Source organism: Roseateles albus, assembly GCF_028595345.1.
Classification (GTDB): domain Bacteria; phylum Pseudomonadota; class Gammaproteobacteria; order Burkholderiales; family Burkholderiaceae_C; genus Paucibacter_A; species Paucibacter_A albus.
The window spans coordinates 1-19,058 of record NZ_JAQQXT010000014.1; the positions used below are offsets into that span (position 1 = coordinate 1).

Here is a 19,058-nt window from a genome sequence, read left to right on the forward strand (position 1 = left end):
ACCCTCCAGAACTCCCAAAAATCAATAGCGATTGAATATCTTTTTGGGAGTTCTGGCCATTGGCATTCACCCCGAGATGTCAGTAGCCATGGGGGTTGGCGGGGTTTTGCAGGGCCGACTAAGCACTTGACCGAATCCCTAACTTGCGATCACACGTGCCGGCCAAGACCTACTGCACGGCGCGCGTGATAGGGCACAAATTCATCGGCAGTTTCCTGAGCCCGCGCCACCTGCAGCACAGCGTCCAGATCCGACCTCAGCATATCAACGGGGCTGTGTCCTTCAAGTTGCGCGTTAGCGGCCGCAAACCAAGCCGCCAAGGCCCAGCCTGACCAAACCGTCGGCAGCTCGGCGCGCACGGCTTGTGCAGCCGCATTCAAGGCCAGGTCATTCGCTTCGAACTGGAACATCGGGATCCACAGACTGGCGCGCCATTCAAAACCAAAGACCTGGCCGGTGTAGATCCGTTGGGCCAGGCTGGTGGCCGGGCCAGGCTGATGTTCCTCCAGCAAGCGCGCCACGATCTCAGCCGGCGCCGTGCCGCCGGTTGCGCGGAAAGCCTCGAGCAAGGCGATGAAACCGCGCCCGCTGGGCACTTCGAGTTCGGCGGCCTGCGGGCCTGCGGAGGCCGGCAAGAACGCGCTGACGCTGGCGCGGCTCATCGTGCGCCCTTGTGGTCTTTTTGACCGGTGTTCTTGTGCCGGCCCAAAACCTCGTTCGGTTCGCTCGGTTGGGTCAGGGCAGCTGGCCCGCTCTGCCCTGACTGCGGCTTACTCGAGACCTTTGACTGCAGGAGATTCGCAGGGCGCCCGGGCACTGGTGAGAGCCAGGGGCTTTGGTACTTTTTGTTCATCAAGAACTCCAATCAAAGGTTGAGGCAAACAGCTTTGGAAACTGCAGCGTAATCAGAGCCTGCGCCTTCGACTGTGCGACAGCGCACATGGTGCGAACAAGCCTGCCATGCCCCCCTAACTTCAAATTCGTTCAGCGTGCGCTGTCGCACAGAAAGGCCCTGTTGGCGCGCGCATGCTGAAGCTTCCTTAACGACCTGGATGAAGCAAGATGAAAACTGATTCACAGCTGCAGCAAGACGTGATGGCCGAACTGAAGTGGGAGCCTTCTGTGCATGCAGCGCAGATCGGCGTCGAAGTCAAAGACGGCGTGGTGACGCTGGCCGGTGAGGTCAGCAGCTACACCGAGAAGCTCAATGCCGAACGTGCCGCGCAACGCGTGCAAGGCGTCAAGGCGCTGGCGGTAGACATGACGATCAAACTGTCACAGCTCGGCAAGCGCACCGATGCCGACATCGCCGGCTCGGCCCGCAATATCTTGAGCTGGACGAGTTCGCTGCCGACGGACGCGGTCAAGGTGCTGGTCGAAGGTGGTTGGCTGACCTTGTCGGGCGATGTGGAGTGGCAATTCCAGCGGCAGGACGCTGCCGACAGCGTGCGCTACCTGCTGGGTGTGATTGGGGTCAGCAACCAGATCGCCATCAAGCCCTCGCTATCGGCCACGGTCGTCAAATCGGACATCGAGGCCGCGCTCAAGCGCCGCGCCATGGCGGATGCCAAGACCATTGCCGTCGAGGTCAAAGGCGCCGATGTGACCCTGACCGGCACCGTGCACAGCTGGGCCGAACGCGACCTCGCCACGCGCTCCGCCTGGGGCAGCGCCGGTGTGCGCAATGTCGTTGACAAAATGAACCTCGTCTAAGCGATCAAGACCAGACCAAGTACGAGGCAATGGACATGGACATCACGACACATCGCGCGCGCATCACCGGCCCCGTTTCTTATACGGCCGGCAGAGGTAGAAAGCAGAACATTCCCATCGGCCCCTGCCTGGTGGAAAGCCTGGGCGGGCGCTCCATCGACATCATCTGGGGCACGCGGGGGCAGAGTTCCGTGGCTTTGCCGATCGAAGACATCGAAGCCGCCCAAGATCATGGCCATCTGGTGCTGTTGGACTGAGCCAGCAGCGTTGCGACTTCAGGCCTGCCGCGCGAGCGGCTCGGCGAACGAATTTTCGTGCCAAGGATGGATCTGGTCACCATGGTTCAGACCCTGTGCCACCACATCTCCGCAGGCGTCAAGTAGGCCCTAGAAGCTGCTGAGCACAGGCCGCGTTCGAACGGCCTGTGCTAGCCGCGAGTAGAGGAGATTTCCCTGGTCGCCTGGCTCGGCGCTGCCGGAGCGGAGTGCGGGTATTGAGCGCTCGTCACGCCGCCTCTCCCGGTTTGATCGCCCCCACCGTCTGCGACAGCAGCAACTGCTGATCGGCATGCAAACCCATGGCCTGCGACAAAGCCGTGCGGTCAAACCAGGCGCGTATCACGGTGGCCAAGCCCTCCGAGGCGCAAAACAGATAGACGTTTTGCGCCATCGCACCGGCTGCCGCGAAGGCATAGGCCTCGCGCTGCGCCGCCGGCACCAGCTTCATGCGCGAGTGGTCGGCCACAAAAACCAGATCCAGCGGCGCGCTGTCCACAAAGTCCTGCTGGCCGGTGACCCGGCGCACATCGCTGGCCACGACCAAGCTGAGCTGATGCTCGTGCGGCTCGTAAAGAAACAAGCCTTGCGGCATCGCCACATAGAGCAGCACTTCCTGCGAGTTCATCGCGCTGGGTGTGGTGCGGCCACCGTCAACATGGCGGTTGATGCCGGCCGCCGCCCACAGCAAATCGGACAACTGCTGCTCGGGCAAGGGCTCGGGCGCGAACTCGCGCCGCGATTGCCGGCTCGCGAGCGCCGCAATCAGCGGCATGCCGCCGGTGAGCGAGGGCGGCGGCAAGGCCTGCCGCGCGACTGCATCGCCTATTGGTGGCAAGGGCTTGAGCTTTCCCATCAGGCCCAAGGCGAGTTTGGTAAGGGTGTTCATATCTTGCTGCTCAGCCAAGCCGGTCCATATCGTGAACCTCGCGTTCGTGGGTTGCGGGGCCATCCATCACAATGGTCGCCCGCCCGCCGTCATAGTCTGCCACCACGAACTGACGCTCCGGGACATGACCGTGCAATGAAGGGAACAACGCGAACACACGGTCGCCCGCGCTGAGGGCCTCGACCGCCGCGAGCACAGGTGCCTCAACCTCGGGCGCAGCCCAGACATTCCGCTCGGTATCCACCTGCCCCCAGAGCACGGAGGTGATGCGCCCGCCCGCGTCCAAGCCGACCTTGGACACCGCAAAGGTCTTCATGCCGCCACCGGCGAATAGCCGGCCCGCTTGATCGCGTCGCTTAACTCCCGGGCGCTGGCGCGGCTAGGTTCAATCTCGACCGTGAAGGTGGCCATATCCACCCGCACCAGCGCGCCGTGATCGGTTTCTTTGAGCGCCTTGGTGATGGCACCGGCGCAGCGAGCACAGCTCATATCACTGACTTGAAAGGCGATCATGATGGGCAGATCCTTGCGGTTTGGGAGGGCGTGATGGTCGAACTCATGCACTCATCTTGCGCGTTCGAGCGCGTGCCTTCTGTTCGTTGCCGCACCCAAGACTGGATGTCCCCATGCACTGAGCGCAGCTTAATGAAGCTGGCGAAGACAAAGCCTGCAATTCCGCCACGCTGGCGACTCTGCCGGAACTTCATACGATGCCGGCTGCAAGGCCAAGCAGCGTCCACAACTGGGCCGAATGCGAGCTCGCAAGGAGCTCAGCCTTGGGCACGGCCGGCGTGCGCCACAGCCTCGAAAAGATGAACCTGAACTACTGACCGGTTGGCCGCCTTCGGCAGTCTTGCTGCCCGATGATCTCTTTGAGCCCCCCTGGCTGCGGGACTGACCCAGCAAGCGGCGGACCTTCAGTGAGCATTGCCGGCGTTTGCAGAGGCGGGCCGCAGCAGATCGAAGTGCGCCAGACTCGCCACGTACACCGCCGTCGCCGCCCGGTCAAGCTGCTCAGCGCTCAGCGCCTGAGCAGCCAGATTGGCGCAAAAAGCTTGTCCTAGCGCGCTGCGGCCAATTCCTTCTGCCGCCACATCGCCGCAAGCATCCAGCAGTCGTATGTCGAGTGAGGCCAAAGGCCCGTGGCCGACCGCCATGCCATCGATCAGCGTGATGTCCACGATGCAGATCAGGCCGCGTTGACCGACGAGAGCCAGCAGGGTCGACAGCCCGCGCGGCGTTTGCCGGACGTTCGTATCGATGGCCAAGCCAATCGCTTTGTAGCGGCGGAGCAGCTCCAGCCTCAGGGCATTCAACTGCGGCTGAAGGTCCTGCGCCAGCTTTGTGAATTTGAGGTCCCAGAGCGCATGCTTGGGTGCTTCGGGTGTGTGCTGTGGGGATGCCATCGTGAAAGCAGTTTGGGGCCTGCGGCGCGTCGCCAGACCCCGAGCAGGCAGGGCTTTGCCGGTCTTTCCGAGCGCTCAAAATTCGTCGCGCGCTGCATCGCTGCGGACTGGATCCGTGGCGCCTGTGCGCTGTCGCACAGACCCTCGAAGCTCGGGCATTCAAGCTGCGGCTCTCTCAACCCTCAGGAAACACCGCCATGAAAACCGACAGTCAATTGCAGCAAGACGTGAGCGCAGAGTTGACATGGGAACCCTCGGTGCATGCCGCGCGCATCGGCGTTGAAGTGAAAGACCGTGTCGTCACCCTGGCGGGTCAAGTTGACAGTTATGCGGAGAAATGGAGTGCCGAAAGCGCCGCGCTGCGAGTGGCTGGCGTCAAGGCCATGAGCACCGAGCTGAAGGTACATCTCACCAGTCTGAGCAAACGCACGGATACCGATATTGCGGCGGCCGTCGATAACGTGCTGGAGTGGAGTTCCTTGCTGCCCGCCGGCGGCCTCAAGGTGATGGTCGAAGGCGGCTGGGTCACCCTCTCAGGCGATGTGGACTGGCAATTTCAGAAGCAGGCAGCGGCCGACAGCATACGTTTCCTGATGGGCGTCGTCGGTGTCAGCAACCAGATCAGCATCATGCCGAGCTTGTCAGCAACCTTGGTCAAATCTGACATCGAAGCCGCGCTGAAGCGCGCCGCGCTCGCTGATGCCAAGAAGATCAGTGTTGTGGTTCGCGGCGCCGACGTGACACTGTCGGGCACGGTTCACAGCTGGGCGGAGCGGGAAACAGCAACGAGCTCGGCCTGGGCTACGCCGGGTGTCATCAGTGTTGTTGACAAGATGACGCTGGCGACTTGAACACCCAGACAGCGCTGAAGACTCTTGTTGACGCCGCTCCAGCCCACGCGGTGCGAGAGCACGGGGCAAAGACATCCAACTGAAATCCCGTCGAGTATCCAAAAGCCGACCACCGAGTATTCGAAGGGCAAGAAAAAAGCACTTAGCGTCTCCGCTAAGTGCTTGATTTCATTCTTATTTTTGGTGGGCCCTGAGTGACTCGAACACTCGACCTACGGATTAAGAGTCCGCTGCTCTACCAACTGAGCTAAGAGCCCTACGCTTTGCGCAAACTATCAGTGAATAGTATTAATTCACCTCAGTTCACTCAGCTTCGCAGTATAACCTATTTTTTGTACATATTAACTTTTCAGCCAACATATACTCAATTCACAGGCTTGCTAGATTTGGTGGGTCGTGCGGGACTCGAACCTGCGACCTACGGATTAAAAGTCCGCTGCTCTACCAACTGAGCTAACGACCCATCAAGCGAAGCTCACTATTCTAATCTTAATTCCCGGTGTCACGCAATAGACTTATGCGAATTCTTCAAAAGAATCTTGATCAACTCTGCCGCTGCAGCCATGCCGAAGCTCGCCGTGACGGCGACGCTTGATCCATAACCATGGCAGTTGAGGCTACCGTCGACGGCGCAGGTCTCGTCACCATCACCGACTGTCGGGCGATGCACAGGTTCACGCGAGAACACGCAGGCCAGCCCCATCTTGCCCTTGCGCGGCGCCGCATGATGCTGCCTCAAGCGCTGCCGCAAGCTGGCCAGCAGGGGGTCGTGGCTGGTGTCGGCCAAGTCCTCGATGCTCATCAAATGCGGCTCTCGTTTGCCGCCGGCCGCACCCACCGCGACAAAAGGCAGGCGCTGCTGCAGCGCCCAAGCCGCCAACTGAGCCTTGGCTCGAACTTGGTCACAGGCATCCACCAGACCGTCCAAGGGCGCCTCCGCGCCGTCCAGCAGACCGGGCCAGTTCTGCTCGTCGACAAACTCCTCAATCACTCTGACCCGGCATTCGGGATGAATGTCCTGAATCCGCAAGCGCAGCGCTTCCGCCTTGGCCATGCCTAGAGTTGAGCCCAAAGCCTGCACCTGGCGGTTGACATTCGATTCGGCCACTTGGTCAAAGTCGATCAGGGTCAGACCCGCAACCCCGCTGCGCGCCAAGGCCTCGACCACCCAAGACCCAACGCCGCCCAGTCCCACGACAGCAAAGTGTGCGCCGCGCAGGCGCTGGTAGTCAGCGTCGCCGTAGAGGCGGCGCAGGCCACCGAAGCGCCGCTCGGTATCCGCCTTGATGTGAAAACTGTCTTGCATAGCTGGAATCTGAGCAGGTCGAGTGAGGATGAAGAGCTTGAAGAAAAAAGGCCCCGCAAGCAGGGCCTCGTCAAGCAGGTTTGTTTCGCTTTTTACTTCAAAGCCGCCAGCCGTTCCTTGCCCGCCTGCGCGGCCTCGGTGCCGGGGTAAGCCTTGATCAAGTCTTCCAGACTGCGGCGCGCCGACTTGACGTCCTTCAACTCGATTTGGCTGTTCGCCAGGGCCAACAAAGCCTCAGCGGCACGGGGGTGCTGCGGATTGCCGGAGATGAAAGTCTTGAAGGTCGCTATCGCGTCTTTGTAGTCGCGTTTGCCATACTGGGCATTGCCGAGCCAAAAGCGCACAGAGTCGACGTAACCACTGGCCGGGAAGCGACGTAAAAAGCCCGCCATCGCGGTCGCAGCCTCGGCAAAGTCTCCTCGCCGAATCAGCCCCATCGCGGCCTCATACTGCCGGCGCTCCTCGGGTTCGATCTGAAATTCTTTGCCGTCCAGCTGAACCTTTTGAGGCTCCAACGGCTTCAAGCGCGAATCCAAGGACTGCGCCTGATCATTCAGCTTGCGCTGGGTTTCCGACAGGTCGCGGGCCAGCTGTTCGTTTTGGCCGCGCAACTTGGCTATCTCAAGACGCAAGGTGTCAATCTGCGCATTCAGATCCAGCATGCTGCGTCGCAAAGGGCTGAGCTGCTCCTGCGACTGCGCAGCGAGCTGCTCGACACGCAGGCGCTGAGCATCTTCGCTTTGCTGAACCCGATTGCGCAGTTCCAGAATGGCCTTGCGCGCCTCGTCGTCATCGAACAGGGCTGCCTGCGCCGACAAACTGAACAGCGCACTGGCGGCCAGCGCCGTCAAGCTCCGGCAAAGTTGCTGACGCTGCAGCCTCACTTCACTTGTCCTTCAGCTCAACGCGGCGATTTTTGGCCCAAGCGGCCTCGTCGCTGCCTTGCGCCACAGGCTTTTCTTTGCCGAAACTGACCGGCTCGACCTGCGCCGCGCCCACGCCCAGCAGGCTCAAGGACTTGGCGACGGCCTCGGCACGGCGCTGACCCAAGGCCAGGTTGTACTCGCGTCCACCGCGCTCGTCGGTGTGGCCTTCCAGGCTGAGGGCCAGCTTGCGGTCATTGGCGAGACGCTTGGCATGGGTTTCGACCAAGCCGCGATATTCATCCTTGACCACATAGCTGTCGAAGTCGAACAAGACCACGCGCTGGTTGGCAACGGCAGCGGTCAGCTGAGCGCCCAAATCAACGGTCGCGACCTTGGACTCGGCCATAGGCATGCTGCTGGCACCGCTGGTTGCCGAGCTATTGGGTGCCACGGGGCGTGTTTCCACAGGCGCCGGCTCATCCAGCTTGACAGGCGAACTGCATCCGGCCATCACGGCCAGCACCACCAAGCTCATCGCAAAACGACTCATCTTCATTCGGGTCACTCCTTCAAAAACGATCACAGATCCATACCCATATGGCCCACCGCGCGCCAAGCACTCAGCGGACTACAGTGGCGATTATCCAACAAGTTAGCATCAAGGCTTGACAGCCCGCCCTCAACGGCCAAAGGGGCCCCAAGTAGGCTCGCGCACATCGGCCAAGGTCGAGATCAATTTGGCCTTGATCTTGCCGTCCAAGGTGCTGGTCATCAGCACGTCTTTGCCGCCCGCCCGCGAGGCGTAGACCAGCAAGCGCCCATTCGGCGCAAAGCTTGGGCTTTCGTCATCGTGGCTATCACTGATCTGCTGCACCGCGCCGGAGGCCAAGTCCATCACGCTCAGGCGAAAGCTATTGCCGCCCTGCCGCGTGATAAAGGCCATGGTGCGGCCGTCCGGGCTGATGGCCGGGCTGATGTTGTAAGCGCCGTTAAACGTCACCCGCTCGGCCGTGCCGCTTTGCCCTCCCACCGCCATGCGGTAGATCTGCGGGCCGCCGCCTCGGTCGCTGACGAAATAGATCGAACGCCCATCGGGTGAGAACACCGACTCGGTATCGATCGCCGAGCTCTGCGTCAGCCGCCGCAAGCCGCTGCCATCCCGGTTCATGATGAAGAGCTGCGAGCCGCCTTCGCGCGACAGCGTCAAGGCCACCTGCTGCCCATCGGGCGAAAACGCCGGCGCGCTATTGGTGCCGCGGAAGTCCGCCAACACGCGGCGGCGCCCGGTCTGAACATCCTGAATCCACACCACCGCCTTGCGCGACTCAAACGACACATAGGCCAACTCTTTGCCGCTTGGCGACCAAGCCGGCGAGATGATGGGGTCAGGGCTTGCCAGCGCGACTTGGCCGCCTTCGCCGTCGGCATCGGTGATGCGCAGGCTGTAGCGCCCGCCGGCCTTGGTGACATAGGCCATGCGGGTGGCGAAAATGCCGCGCTCGCCGGTCAGCTTTTGGTAGATGGTGTCGGCGATCCGGTGCGCGCCCAGGCGCACATCCTCGGGCGCCACGGCATGCGCCTCGCCGCCGAGGTCTTGGCCCTTGACCACATCCCAAAGCTTGTAGCGCAAATCAACCCGGCCATCGGCCAAGCGGGCCGCAGAACCGGCCGCCAACGCATCGGCATTGCGCGCCCGCCACTCCGACCAAACCGGCTGACTGCCCTCAAACATGCCGGCAGGCGCGTCAATGATGCGGAACTGCCCGCTGCGCTCCAGATTGGAGCGGATGATGGCCGCCACCGGCTGACCGGCGCGCGCCTCATCACGAAAATCCGGCAAAGCGATTGGCATCTGCGTGCCGCCGACACCGGAAATATCGACCCGGAACTGAGCTTGCGCCGTCAGACTGAAGCTGCTCGCGGCCAAGGCCCCGACAAAAAGGCCACTTGAATGCAGCAAGGCCGTGCGGCGGCTGATGCAGCGCGAAGATCGATTCAGGTTGGGTTGCTCGGGCATGGGGCTCGCAATCAAATGCACCTATCGGTACGGATTCAAACTGCCGTCTATTCTGCCTGAATGGCGTTTTTCGCAGATTCAGCCACCCCTCGCCCGCCAAAGCAAAGAAGCCAAAGCAAGGAAATAGGCAACTACTGAGGGCCACATTTTTTCAGTTCGACACCGTCTTTGACGCAGAATCCACTCAAGCCCTACGTCGCTGACATTCACAACGTACGAATCGAAGCAGAAGCCCTCTAAGCCCAATCAAAAGGCGGTTCTTGATGCCCACTATGACAAACATTTTGGTGGTTGATGACAGCAAGGTTTCGCGCACGGTGGTCGGCGGCCTGATCCGCAACCGCCTGCCGCAAGCTGCGATCTCCGAGGCCGGAGATGGGCGCAGCGCCCTCGCCATGGCCCTGGAGGCGCTGCCCGACCTGGTGGTGCTGGACATCAATATGCCCGATATGAGTGGCATCGAAGTGGCCGAGGTGCTGCGAGCGCAAGCACCCCAGCTTCGCATCGCCTTGCTGACTGCCAATGTGCAGGACGCGATGCGCAACAAGGCCGAGGCGCTTGGTGTGCCCATTTTCAAGAAGCCCGCCAAGGCAGAAGTCATCGATCAGATCCTGGCCTTGCTGGGGCCCGCATGAGAACGCAGCTGGGTGAATTGGAGCGAGACGCGCTGGCCGAGGCCTTCAACCTGGCCTTGGGCGAAGCGGCGTCTTCCTTTGCCGACATCGTCAACGAGGAGGTCCATGTCAGCGTGCCCGAGGTAGAAATCCTCACGCGTCAGCAATTGGTGGAGCGACTGGCCGGTCTGCCCTCGGCCGACAGCAACCCGGCGCTGTGCAGCATCTCGCAGTCGTTTCACAGCGCCGACACCCAACTGGCCACCGAAACCCTGTTGCTCTTCCCTGAGCGCGGCGGCCTCGAGATCGTGCGTCGCATGCTGGGCGACACCGGCACGCCACTTGAGCATGTCAGCGAGTTGGAGCAAGACGCTCTGGGAGAGATCGGCAACATCATCATCAACAGCTGCATGAGCAGTCTGGCCGGCATCTTCAAAACCGAGATGATTGGCACCTTGCCGAGCGTCGAGCGGGTATTGCCGCTGGATTTGTTTGGCCAGCAAAGCCAAGGCGATATCGTGCTGGTGGCGCGCATAGGCATGCGCATGAGCAGCCAAGATGTGACCGGTTTTGTCTTGTTCCTGATGGACTTGCCCTCGCTGGAAACCGTCATCAGCCTGATACAGCGCTTCTTCGGCCTCGCCGACGATGCGGCTGCCCCCAACTGAAGCTGGCACCACCAACCATGCATGACGCCGCCGTCCAAGTGCTTGACCTCGGTGTCGTGCTGCTCAACGCCGAAGGCAAGATCGAGATCGTCAATCGCTGGATCAGCTCGCATGGCCGCTTAAGCCCATCGGTCGTGGGAATGAGCTTGGTCGAGGCATTTGGTGACGCCATTGATCCGCGCTTGTTGCAGGTGGTCGACGATGCCTTGAACCGCGGCCGCTCGAACCGGCTCTCGCATGCCTTTCACCCGATGCCCTTGCCGCTCTACCCCCTGCGCGGTGCGGCCATCGAGCGCATTCATCAGTCGATCGACGTCAGCGCCTTGAGCTCCAGCGCAGGACGGCAATGCCTGCTGCAGATTCGCGACATGAGCGAGACCATCCGGCGCGAAGCCCTGCTGAAGCTGCAAGCCCGCCAATTGGCCGAAGAACTGGCGCGGCTCAAGCAAGCACAAGAGGATTTGGCACGTCACAGCCTGCGCTTTCGCGAGATGGCCCGCTTGGCGCCGGTGGGCTTGTTCGAGACCGATATGCAGGGCCGCTTGACCTATTGCAATGACCGTGGCCAGGAACTGTTGGGCCTGAACTTCCCTGCGGATCTGGGCAGCAATTGGACCAGCGCGTTGGCAGCCGAGGAGGCCGAAGCCTTCCACCGTCGATGGAAAGCGGCCACGGAATCAGCGACACGCTTGACCGAGGAATTCCAAATCAGCAAGGGTCGGGACGAGCGTTGGCTGCGACTGGAGGCGGGGCCAATTCGGGATACAAATCAGGTGCCGGTAGGCTTTATTTGCACCTTGATGGACGTCACCGAATTGCAGCAACGCGCTCAGAGACACGAGCACCGAGCCAATCATGACAACTTGACCGGCCTGCCCAACCGGGGCCGCTTTGAGCAGCGCCTGCGCGCGGCATTGGCCGGCGCGCAAAGCTTGAGCGGCGAGTTGGCCATCGTCTACCTGGATCTGGACGGCTTCAAAGCCATCAATGACGAGCATGGTCACGCAGCGGGTGACCAAGTGCTTCAACAAGTCGGCACGCGCCTGCGCAAGCTGCTGCGGGCAGAGGACTTAGTGGCGCGCCTGGGTGGTGACGAGTTCGCAATACTATTTCCGGAGGCTCCGCCTGAAAAGGACGTTAACCATTTGCTGAGCAAGTTATCGCAGTCAATCAGCCGCCCCATGACTTTGGCCCTCAACGGCACTCACGCCAGCGTTCAAGTGGGTTGCTCCATGGGAGTGGCACGCTTCCCGCGCCAAGGCGAGGGGATTGATGCCTTGCTGGCCCAGGCAGATCGTGCCATGTACGAGCACAAACTGAGCCGCAAACGTACCGACGACGATATCTCCGGTTTTATAGATCAGCTCAATGGCATGAAGGGCCGCCACGCCTGATTTTTAAGCACTCAGAGCAGCACGATATCGTAATGTTCGGTCTGATTGCTGGGTTCCGCGGTCAAAGAAATCGGCTTGCCGATGAAGTCCGACAGCCCCGCCAGATGCTGGCTTTCCTCGTCCAAGAGCATCTCCACCACGTTGGCGGCGGCGACGATGCGGAACTCCTTGGGCGAGAACTGGCGCGCCTCGCGCAAGATCTCGCGCATGATGTCATAACACACCGTTCGAGCGGTCTTGACCTGCGCCCTGCCCTCGCAGGTCGGGCAAGGCTCGCAGAGCATTCTGGACAGTGATTCACGCGTGCGCTTGCGGGTCATTTCCACCAAGCCGAGCTGCGTAAAGCCACCCAGCGTGACCTTGGTGCGATCTTTGCTGAGTTGCTTGCGGAACTCGGTCAGCACCGCTGACTTGTGCTCCTCGCGCGTCATGTCGATGAAGTCGACGATGATGATGCCGCCTAGATTCCGCAAACGCAGCTGCCGCGTGATGGCGCCGGCCGCCTCAAGATTGGTCTTGAAAATCGTATCGTCGAAATTGCGCGCACCGACAAAGCCACCGGTGTTGACGTCGACCGTCGTCATTGCCTCGGTCTGATCGAAAATCAGATAGCCGCCGGATTTCAAGTCGACGCGCCGCGCCAGCGCCCGGCTCAGTTCGGCGTCGATATTGTTCAAATCAAAAATCGGCCGCTCGCCCTTGTAATGCTCCAGCTTGGCGGTCGCCGCCGGCATGAAGAGCTCGCCAAAGCTGTGCAGCACGTCGTACTGCAGCTTGGAGTCGATGCGAATCGAGCCGGTCCGCTCGTTGGCCAAATCGCGCAGCACGCGCTCGACCAAGCTCAGGTCCTGATGCAGCAGGCTGCCGGGTGGGGAGTTGAAGCCCTTCTCGCGGATCGCGGCCCAGGCCTTGCGCAGGTAGGCGATGTCGGACGCCAACTCTTCGTCGCTGGCGTCCTCCGCATTGGTGCGCAAGATAAAGCCTCCGCCGCCGCCATCCTCGGGCTTGCCCACCAAGGTCTGCATGCGCGTGCGCAGCAACTCACGCGCTTCGGGCGAGCCAATTTTTTGCGAGATGCCGATGTGATCGTCCTGCGGCAAGAACACCAACATGCGCCCGGCGATGCTGATCTGCGTCGACAGCCTTGCCCCCTTGCTGCCGATAGGGTCCTTGATGACTTGCACGGTCAAGGTCTGACCCTCGAAGACCAGCCGCTCTATAGGCGTCGCCACGCCGCCCTCGGCATGCTGGCTTCGGATATGGCTGGGCGCACCATTCACATGCAGGTCGGCCACATGCAAGAACGCCGCACGCTCCAAGCCGATGTCGATGAAGGCCGACTGCATGCCCGGCAGCACGCGGGCGACCTTACCCAGGTACACATTGCCGACCAAGCCGCGCTCGAGCGCGCGTTCGACATGCAACTCCTGGACCGAGCCGTTTTCAACCACGGCCACACGCGTTTCCTGGGGAGACCAGTTGATCAGAATATCTTCCATGGCCCTAATCTCGAATGTTGACGCATGCGGGCAAACTCGCCGACATGCGTCAAGACACGATTCAAACGCTAGGCATCAGAAACGTACACCCCACTGCCTCAGCAATTGCGCAGTCTCAAACAAGGGCAAGCCCATGATGCCTGAATAGCTGCCTTCGATGCGAGAAATCCATGCCGCCGCCTGACTTTGAATCGCATAAGCGCCGGCCTTGCCAAAGGGCTCGCCGCTGTCGATGTACTGCTGGATCTGCTCATCGCGGAGCGGCGCAAAGTCAACCAGGGACACATTCACGGCCACGCTGCGCCGCTCACCCAGCCCCAGGGCAACAGCGGTGATCACACGGTGGCTGCGACCCGCCAACAAGCGCAAGGTCCGAAAGGCATCGGCGCTATCCAGCGGTTTACCGAGGATTTGTTGATCGACCGCCACCGTCGTGTCCGAACACAAGACCGGCGCTGCGGGCAGGCCACGCGCTGCCAAGCGAGCCAAGGCGGCATCCAACTTGGCCTCGGTGACTCGCGCCACATAAGTTTCAGGCGACTCCCCGGCGATCTCCGCTTCCAAGCCTTCAGCGTCTTCTTCCGCGCCCGGCAACAGCAGGTCATGGCGCACGCCGAGCTGCTGCAAAAGCTGGCTCCGGCGCGGGCTTTGTGAAGCAAGATAGATGAAGTCGAAAGCTGCGCTCATGGGCTCAAATCACGGACAAATCACGGACAAATCATTCTCGGTGATAGGGGTGCCCCGTCATCACCGTCCAAGCGCGGTACAAGCCCTCGGCCAGCAGCACGCGAGCGAAAGCATGCGGCAAGGTCAGGTCGGACAAACGCAGTGTTTCGTCGGCAGTGGCTTTCAATGACGGCGCCAAACCATCCGGGCCGCCAATGATCAGCGCCACATCGCGGCCGTCCCCCATCCACAGCTTCATCCGCTCGGCCAACTGCATGCTGGTGCGGCGCTCGCCGCGTTCATCCAAGATCAGCCGGCGCACACCGCGTGGCAGGGCGGCCTCGATGCGCAGCGCTTCAGCCGCCATCAATTGCTCGGCCGTCTTGCTGCCGCGTGTTTCGGCCTTGACGGCCTTCAACTCCAAGCGCATTTCCGGCGGAAAGCGCTTGGCGAAGTCTTCATAGGCCGTATCGGCCCAGGCCGGTTGGCGCTGGCCCACGGCCACCAAAAGCAAACGCATGCCGGAACCGAAGCTTAGGCGTCGCTGCTCTTCTTGCTGGCGGCCTTCTTGACCGCAGCCTTGACGGCCGGCTTCGGTGCTGCCCGCTTGACGCCGACGGTCTTGGTCACGGCAGACTTCTTGGCCGCAGCCTTCTTCACCGCAGGCTTGGCCGCGCCGACCTTGAGCGTGCTGGTAGCAGGCGTCTTGTGATCCACCTCACGGCTGCTGGTGGACGAACGGTCCACCGGCTTCTTTGCCGCAGGCTTCTTGACGGCGGGCTTTTCGGCAGCAGCTTTGGCGGCGACCTTCTTGCCCACGCCTGGCTTGCCGGGCAGCGAGGCTGCAACCACCTTTTTAGCGGCGGTCTTCTTGGCTGCCTTCTTAGGTGCGGCCTCTTCCTCGTCGTCTTCTTCCGAGGCCTTGACCAGCTTGGTCTTGCCGTCGCCCAGCGCCATCTTGACCGGCTTGTCGCCCCACAGCTCTTCGAGGTGGTAGTAGTCACGAATGGCCGGCTGCATCACGTGCACAACGGCGGCGCCGCAGTCAACGATGATCCATTCGCCGTTTTCCTCGCCCTCGCAACGCAGCACATCCATGCCGCGCTCCTTGACCGTGACCCGCACGGCCGAAGCCAAAGCCTTGGTCTGCCGGTTGCTGGTGCCGGACGCGATGATCACGCGTTCGAACAGCGGGGTCAGGTGCTCGGTGTTGAAGACCAAAATATTTTGGGCCTTCACATCTTCCAAACCATCGACGATGGCGCGTTGCAGCTTACGAATGTCCATTCAGTACCTACTCACTGTAAAGACGGTGGAGGGCAATATACCCCGCCACCGCGTCGCCCACCAAGGGGCTTAGTTCCTCGTTGCGCGAGGCCAACTCGCGCACTTGGGTGGATGAAACCTGCATCGCCGGCATCGCCAGTTTCAGCATTTTGTTGGGTTCGGCGTGGACGACTTCCATGACTTCGGCCGAACCCTGAACTTCTTGACCCGCACGTGCTGCTACCGCCAGCGTCACCAGACTTAACAAGGCCCGCCAGTCGCGCCAGGTGTGAAAGCGCTCGAACTGATCCTGGCCAATCACCAGGAACAATTGTTCGTCTGGGTGCGCGGCCAAGCGAGCCCGCACGGTGTCGATGGTGTAGCTCGCCCCATCGCGCTCCAGCTCGCCGTCGTCGACCAAAAACCTCGGCTCGCCCGCCACCATCAGCTCGGCCATGGCGCGCCGGTGCAAGGGTGCGGCCAAACCTCGGCCGGATTTTTGCCAAGGCCTGCCGGCCGGCATCCACAGCAATTGATCCAAACCCAGCTGAGTCAAGGCGCAATACGCCAGGCTCAAATGCCCCAGATGAGGAGGATCAAAACTCCCGCCAAACAGGCCGGTACGGCCCGCTCCGCCGAGCTTTACAGCCATAAATGGGTGGCTGACTCATGCGCCCAATCGCGCGGCCGCAAGAAGTCGCTATACAGCTTGGCCTCTTGCGTGCCGTCTTCCGGCGCCCACTGATAACGCCATTTTACGATGGGCGGCATCGACATCAAAATCGCCTCGGTGCGCCCACCCGACTGCAGGCCAAACAAGGTGCCGCGGTCGAAGACCAGATTGAACTCGACGTAACGACCGCGCCGATAGGCTTGGAAGTCGCGCTCGCGCTCGGTGTAGGCCAGGCCATGACGGCGCTCGACGATGGGTAGATAGGCCGGCACAAAAGCGTCACCGACCGAACGCAACATCGCAAACGCCGCGTCGAAGCCACCTTCGGCGTAATCATCAAAGAAGATGCCGCCGATGCCTCGCGGCTCGTCGCGGTGCTTCAGATAGAAATACTCATCACACCAGGGCTTGAAGCGCCCATACAGCTCGTCGCCATGCGGCATCAACGCCGCCTCGCAGGTGCGGTGGAAATGCTGCGCGTCGCGCTCGAAGCCGTAATACGGTGTCAGATCCATGCCGCCGCCGAACCACACGACCGGCTCGGCATCGACGGGGAAGGCCGCGAACATGCGCACATTCATATGCACCGTTGGCACGAAGGGGTTGTGTGGATGAATCACCAGCGACACCCCCATCGCCTCGAACGGCGCGCCAGCCAGCTCGGGGCGATGCTGGGTCGCCGAAGGAGGCAAGACCCGACCCCGAACATGGGAGAAGTTGACGCCGCCGCGCTCGAACACCGCGCCGCCTTCGATCAGACGCGACAGGCCGTCACCCTCTAGCCGGCTGCCCGGCTCGCGGGTCCAGCCGTCACTGATGAATTCGCCGCCATCGGCCGCCTGCAAGGCCGCGACAATGCGCGCCTGCAGGTCAAGCAGATAGTCCCGTACGAGTTGCGTATTCAACGCTTCACCGCCCGGTGGCCGATGTCTTGGCGGTACTGCTTGCCTTCGAACTGGATATTGACCAGGCTCTCATAGGCCAGCGCCTGCGCCTTGCGCACCGACTCGCCCAAAGCCGTCACGCACAGCACGCGCCCGCCCGAGGTCTGCAGCTGCCCGTCTACTTCGGCGGTGCCTGCGTGAAAAACCATATGGTCCTCCGCATCGGCCGGCAAGCCGCTGATCGCGTCGCCTTTGCGGGGGCTGAGTGGGTAGCCGCCGGCGGCCATCACCACGCCGAGTGCCACGCGCCGGTCCCACTGCAGTTCGACCTGATCGAGCGTGCCGTCGGTGGCGTGTAGCAGCACTTCGAGCAGATCGCTCTTGAGCCGCATCATGATGGGCTGCGTTTCGGGGTCACCCATGCGGGTATTGAACTCGACCGTGTGCGGCTGGCCCTGAGCGTCAATCATCAAGCCGGCATAGAGAAAACCGGTGAAGGGGATGCCGTCGCGCGCCATGCCTTGGATGGTCGGCATGATGATTTCATGCATCGCCTTGGCGTGGACATTGGGCGTCACGACCGGGGCGGGCGAATAAGCGCCCATGCCGCCGGTGTTCGGGCCTTCGTCGCCGTCCTTGAGGCGCTTGTGGTCCTGGCTGGTGGCCAGCGAAACGACGTTCTTGCCGTCACACAAGACGATGAAGCTGGCTTCTTCCCCTTGCAGAAACTGCTCGATGACGACCCGCGCCACGCCCTCGTTGTGCACGACACCGAGCTTGTTGTCTTCCAGAATCCAGTCGATCGCCTCATGCGCCTCGGCCAGCGTCATCGCGACGACGACGCCCTTGCCGGCGGCCAAGCCATCGGCCTTGATGACGATGGGCGCGCCCTGGGCATCCACATAGGCATGGGCTGCAGCCACATCGCTGAAGACCTCGTAGGCGGCCGTCGGGATGTTATGGCGCTTCATGAAGTCCTTGGCAAAGGCCTTGGACGACTCCAACTGCGCGGCGGCCTTGGTCGGCCCAAAGATGCGCAGGCCGCGCGAGCGGAACTCGTCGACGACGCCGGCGGCCAGATAAGCCTCCGGGCCGACCACGGTCAGCGAGACCTTTTGCTCGATGGCAAAGTCGGCCAGTGCCTTGACATCGGTGATGGCGATATTCGTCAGGCGCGAATCACGCGCTGTGCCGCCGTTGCCGGGCGCCACATAGACCTGACTGACCCGCTCACCCTGTGCCAGCTTCCAGGCCAGCGCATGTTCGCGACCGCCATTGCCAATTACCAAAACCTTCATGCGCAGACTTCCCTTTTTATTCGTTGATGTTGGCATTGCTGTAGACGGCCTGAGCATCGTCCAGGTCTTCCAGCATATCCAGCAGCTTTTGCATCCGCGCCGCGTCGTCACCGCTCAACTCGACGGTGTTTTCGGCCCGCATCGTCACCTCGGCCACTTCGGCCTTCAGGCCGGCGGCTTCAAGCGCGTTCTTGACGGTCTCGAAATCGGCCGGCGCGGTCAGCACCTCGATCGCGCCGTCATCATCGGTAATGACATCCTCGGCGCCGGCTTCCAGTGCCACTTCCATGATCTTGTCTTCCGAGCTGCCGGGCGCAAACACCAGCTGGCCGCAATGCTTGAACTGGAAGGCCACGGCACCCTCGGTACCCATGTTGCCGCCGCATTTGCTGAAGCAATGCCGCACCTCGGCGACGGTACGCACCTTGTTGTCGGTCATCGTGTCGATGATCACCGCCGCGCCACCGATGCCGTAGCCCTCATAGCGGATTTCGTCGTAATGGATACCGTCGAGATTGCCAGTGGCCTTGTCGACGTTGTACTTGATGCGGTCGGCCGGCATATTGGCGCCCTTGGCCTTTTCCACCGCCAGACGCAGGCGTGGGTTCTCCTTGATATCGCCGCCACCCAAGCGAGCAGCGACGGTGATTTCACGGATGATGCGGGTCCAGATCTTGCCGCGCTTTTCGTCTTGGCGGCCTTTGCGATGCTGAATATTGGCCCATTTGGAATGACCAGCCATGTGGCTTTTGCTCCTGCTGGGTCTGCAAATT

Annotated in this window: 23 protein-coding genes and 2 tRNA genes; 6 read left to right on the plus strand and 19 right to left on the minus strand. The window is 61.7% G+C overall.

The window, feature by feature from the left end; translation table 11 throughout:
• Positions 1 to 149: 149 nt before the first annotated feature.
• Positions 150 to 662, minus strand: a complete 513-nt coding sequence (locus PRZ03_RS19185) for a hypothetical protein (protein WP_273601860.1) — start codon at positions 660 to 662, stop codon at positions 150 to 152.
• 400 nt (positions 663 to 1,062) lie between these two features.
• Between PRZ03_RS19185 and PRZ03_RS19190 the strand changes: the two genes are divergently transcribed.
• Positions 1,063 to 1,713, plus strand: coding sequence for a BON domain-containing protein (locus PRZ03_RS19190; RefSeq protein WP_273601861.1), 651 nt, complete (start codon positions 1,063 to 1,065; stop codon positions 1,711 to 1,713).
• A 35-nt stretch (positions 1,714 to 1,748) separates the two neighbouring features.
• Entirely contained in the window at positions 1,749 to 1,970 is a 222-nt protein-coding gene (locus PRZ03_RS19195) for a hypothetical protein (RefSeq protein WP_263558929.1), read from the plus strand.
• A 247-nt stretch (positions 1,971 to 2,217) separates the two neighbouring features.
• Here PRZ03_RS19195 and PRZ03_RS19200 read toward each other — a convergent pair whose 3' ends face one another.
• From PRZ03_RS19200 to PRZ03_RS19215, 4 genes are all read right to left on the minus strand, one after another.
• Positions 2,218 to 2,877, minus strand: coding sequence for a SagB/ThcOx family dehydrogenase (locus tag PRZ03_RS19200; RefSeq protein WP_263533360.1), 660 nt, complete (start codon positions 2,875 to 2,877; stop codon positions 2,218 to 2,220).
• Positions 2,878 to 2,887: 10 nt separating this feature from the next.
• On the minus strand, positions 2,888 to 3,193 hold the full coding sequence (locus PRZ03_RS19205; protein ID WP_263533361.1) for a hypothetical protein: 306 nt from the start codon (positions 3,191 to 3,193) through the stop codon (positions 2,888 to 2,890).
• Positions 3,190 to 3,390 carry a heavy-metal-associated domain-containing protein gene (locus PRZ03_RS19210; protein WP_263533362.1) on the minus strand — a complete coding sequence of 67 codons (201 nt, stop codon included), beginning with the start codon at positions 3,388 to 3,390 and terminating at the stop codon, positions 3,190 to 3,192. The genes PRZ03_RS19205 and PRZ03_RS19210 overlap by 4 nt, the downstream gene beginning before the upstream one ends.
• A 404-nt stretch (positions 3,391 to 3,794) precedes the next feature.
• Complete coding sequence (locus PRZ03_RS19215; RefSeq protein ID WP_273601862.1) at positions 3,795 to 4,283, minus strand: hypothetical protein; 489 nt, start codon at positions 4,281 to 4,283, stop codon at positions 3,795 to 3,797.
• A gap of 197 nt (positions 4,284 to 4,480) precedes the next feature.
• On the opposite strand from PRZ03_RS19215, the gene PRZ03_RS19220 reads away from it, so the two are divergent.
• Entirely contained in the window at positions 4,481 to 5,134 is a 654-nt protein-coding gene (locus PRZ03_RS19220) for a BON domain-containing protein (protein ID WP_273601863.1), read from the plus strand.
• A 181-nt stretch (positions 5,135 to 5,315) separates the two neighbouring features.
• Here PRZ03_RS19220 and PRZ03_RS19225 read toward each other — a convergent pair.
• From PRZ03_RS19225 to tolB, 6 genes are all read right to left on the minus strand, one after another.
• Positions 5,316 to 5,391 (minus strand) — tRNA-Lys (locus tag PRZ03_RS19225).
• Between the two features lie 130 nt (positions 5,392 to 5,521).
• A tRNA-Lys gene (locus PRZ03_RS19230) sits at positions 5,522 to 5,597 on the minus strand.
• A gap of 39 nt (positions 5,598 to 5,636) precedes the next feature.
• A complete protein-coding gene (locus tag PRZ03_RS19235) occupies positions 5,637 to 6,440 on the minus strand; it encodes a tRNA threonylcarbamoyladenosine dehydratase (RefSeq protein WP_273601864.1) in 804 nt (267 codons plus the stop codon).
• 92 nt (positions 6,441 to 6,532) lie between these two features.
• The gene (gene ybgF, locus PRZ03_RS19240; protein WP_276595319.1) at positions 6,533 to 7,318 is read right to left on the minus strand and encodes a tol-pal system protein YbgF; all 786 of its coding nucleotides are present in this window, start codon (positions 7,316 to 7,318) and stop codon (positions 6,533 to 6,535) included.
• 7 nt (positions 7,319 to 7,325) lie between these two features.
• Positions 7,326 to 7,862: a peptidoglycan-associated lipoprotein Pal gene (gene pal / locus PRZ03_RS19245; RefSeq protein ID WP_273601865.1), complete on the minus strand. Its 537-nt coding sequence runs from the start codon at positions 7,860 to 7,862 to the stop codon at positions 7,326 to 7,328.
• A gap of 123 nt (positions 7,863 to 7,985) precedes the next feature.
• On the minus strand, positions 7,986 to 9,323 hold the full coding sequence (tolB, locus tag PRZ03_RS19250; protein WP_273601866.1) for a Tol-Pal system beta propeller repeat protein TolB: 1,338 nt from the start codon (positions 9,321 to 9,323) through the stop codon (positions 7,986 to 7,988).
• Positions 9,324 to 9,595: 272 nt separating this feature from the next.
• Between tolB and PRZ03_RS19255 the strand changes: the two genes are divergently transcribed.
• Genes PRZ03_RS19255 through PRZ03_RS19265 form a run of 3 tightly spaced genes read left to right on the plus strand, consistent with a single transcriptional unit; the run spans position 9,596 to position 11,999 of the window.
• On the plus strand, positions 9,596 to 9,958 hold the full coding sequence (locus PRZ03_RS19255) for a response regulator transcription factor (protein ID WP_263533405.1): 363 nt from the start codon (positions 9,596 to 9,598) through the stop codon (positions 9,956 to 9,958).
• A complete protein-coding gene (locus PRZ03_RS19260; RefSeq protein ID WP_273601867.1) occupies positions 9,955 to 10,605 on the plus strand; it encodes a chemotaxis protein CheC in 651 nt (216 codons plus the stop codon). The genes PRZ03_RS19255 and PRZ03_RS19260 overlap by 4 nt, the downstream gene beginning before the upstream one ends.
• 17 nt (positions 10,606 to 10,622) lie before the next feature.
• Positions 10,623 to 11,999, plus strand: coding sequence for a GGDEF domain-containing protein (locus tag PRZ03_RS19265; RefSeq protein ID WP_273601868.1), 1,377 nt, complete (start codon positions 10,623 to 10,625; stop codon positions 11,997 to 11,999).
• 11 nt (positions 12,000 to 12,010) lie between these two features.
• Here PRZ03_RS19265 and rng read toward each other — a convergent pair whose 3' ends face one another.
• The 8 genes from rng to PRZ03_RS19305 form a co-directional block, all read right to left on the minus strand.
• A complete protein-coding gene (gene rng, locus PRZ03_RS19270) occupies positions 12,011 to 13,498 on the minus strand; it encodes a ribonuclease G (protein WP_263533408.1) in 1,488 nt (495 codons plus the stop codon).
• 75 nt (positions 13,499 to 13,573) lie between these two features.
• A complete protein-coding gene (locus tag PRZ03_RS19275; protein ID WP_273601869.1) occupies positions 13,574 to 14,185 on the minus strand; it encodes a Maf family protein in 612 nt (203 codons plus the stop codon).
• Between the two features lie 31 nt (positions 14,186 to 14,216).
• Positions 14,217 to 14,684, minus strand: coding sequence for a 23S rRNA (pseudouridine(1915)-N(3))-methyltransferase RlmH (rlmH, locus tag PRZ03_RS19280; protein ID WP_263533410.1), 468 nt, complete (start codon positions 14,682 to 14,684; stop codon positions 14,217 to 14,219).
• A gap of 14 nt (positions 14,685 to 14,698) precedes the next feature.
• Positions 14,699 to 15,451, minus strand: a complete 753-nt coding sequence (rsfS, locus tag PRZ03_RS19285) for a ribosome silencing factor (RefSeq protein ID WP_273601870.1) — start codon at positions 15,449 to 15,451, stop codon at positions 14,699 to 14,701.
• Positions 15,452 to 15,458: 7 nt separating this feature from the next.
• Positions 15,459 to 16,082, minus strand: a complete 624-nt coding sequence (gene nadD, locus PRZ03_RS19290; RefSeq protein ID WP_273601871.1) for a nicotinate-nucleotide adenylyltransferase — start codon at positions 16,080 to 16,082, stop codon at positions 15,459 to 15,461.
• A complete protein-coding gene (gene hemF / locus PRZ03_RS19295; protein WP_273601872.1) occupies positions 16,073 to 17,008 on the minus strand; it encodes an oxygen-dependent coproporphyrinogen oxidase in 936 nt (311 codons plus the stop codon). Before hemF ends, nadD begins: the two co-directional genes overlap by 10 nt.
• Positions 17,005 to 18,285: a phosphoribosylamine--glycine ligase gene (gene purD, locus PRZ03_RS19300; protein WP_273601873.1), complete on the minus strand. Its 1,281-nt coding sequence runs from the start codon at positions 18,283 to 18,285 to the stop codon at positions 17,005 to 17,007. Before purD ends, hemF begins: the two co-directional genes overlap by 4 nt.
• 16 nt (positions 18,286 to 18,301) lie before the next feature.
• Positions 18,302 to 19,027: a YebC/PmpR family DNA-binding transcriptional regulator gene (locus PRZ03_RS19305; protein WP_263569965.1), complete on the minus strand. Its 726-nt coding sequence runs from the start codon at positions 19,025 to 19,027 to the stop codon at positions 18,302 to 18,304.
• Positions 19,028 to 19,058 lie beyond the last annotated feature (31 nt).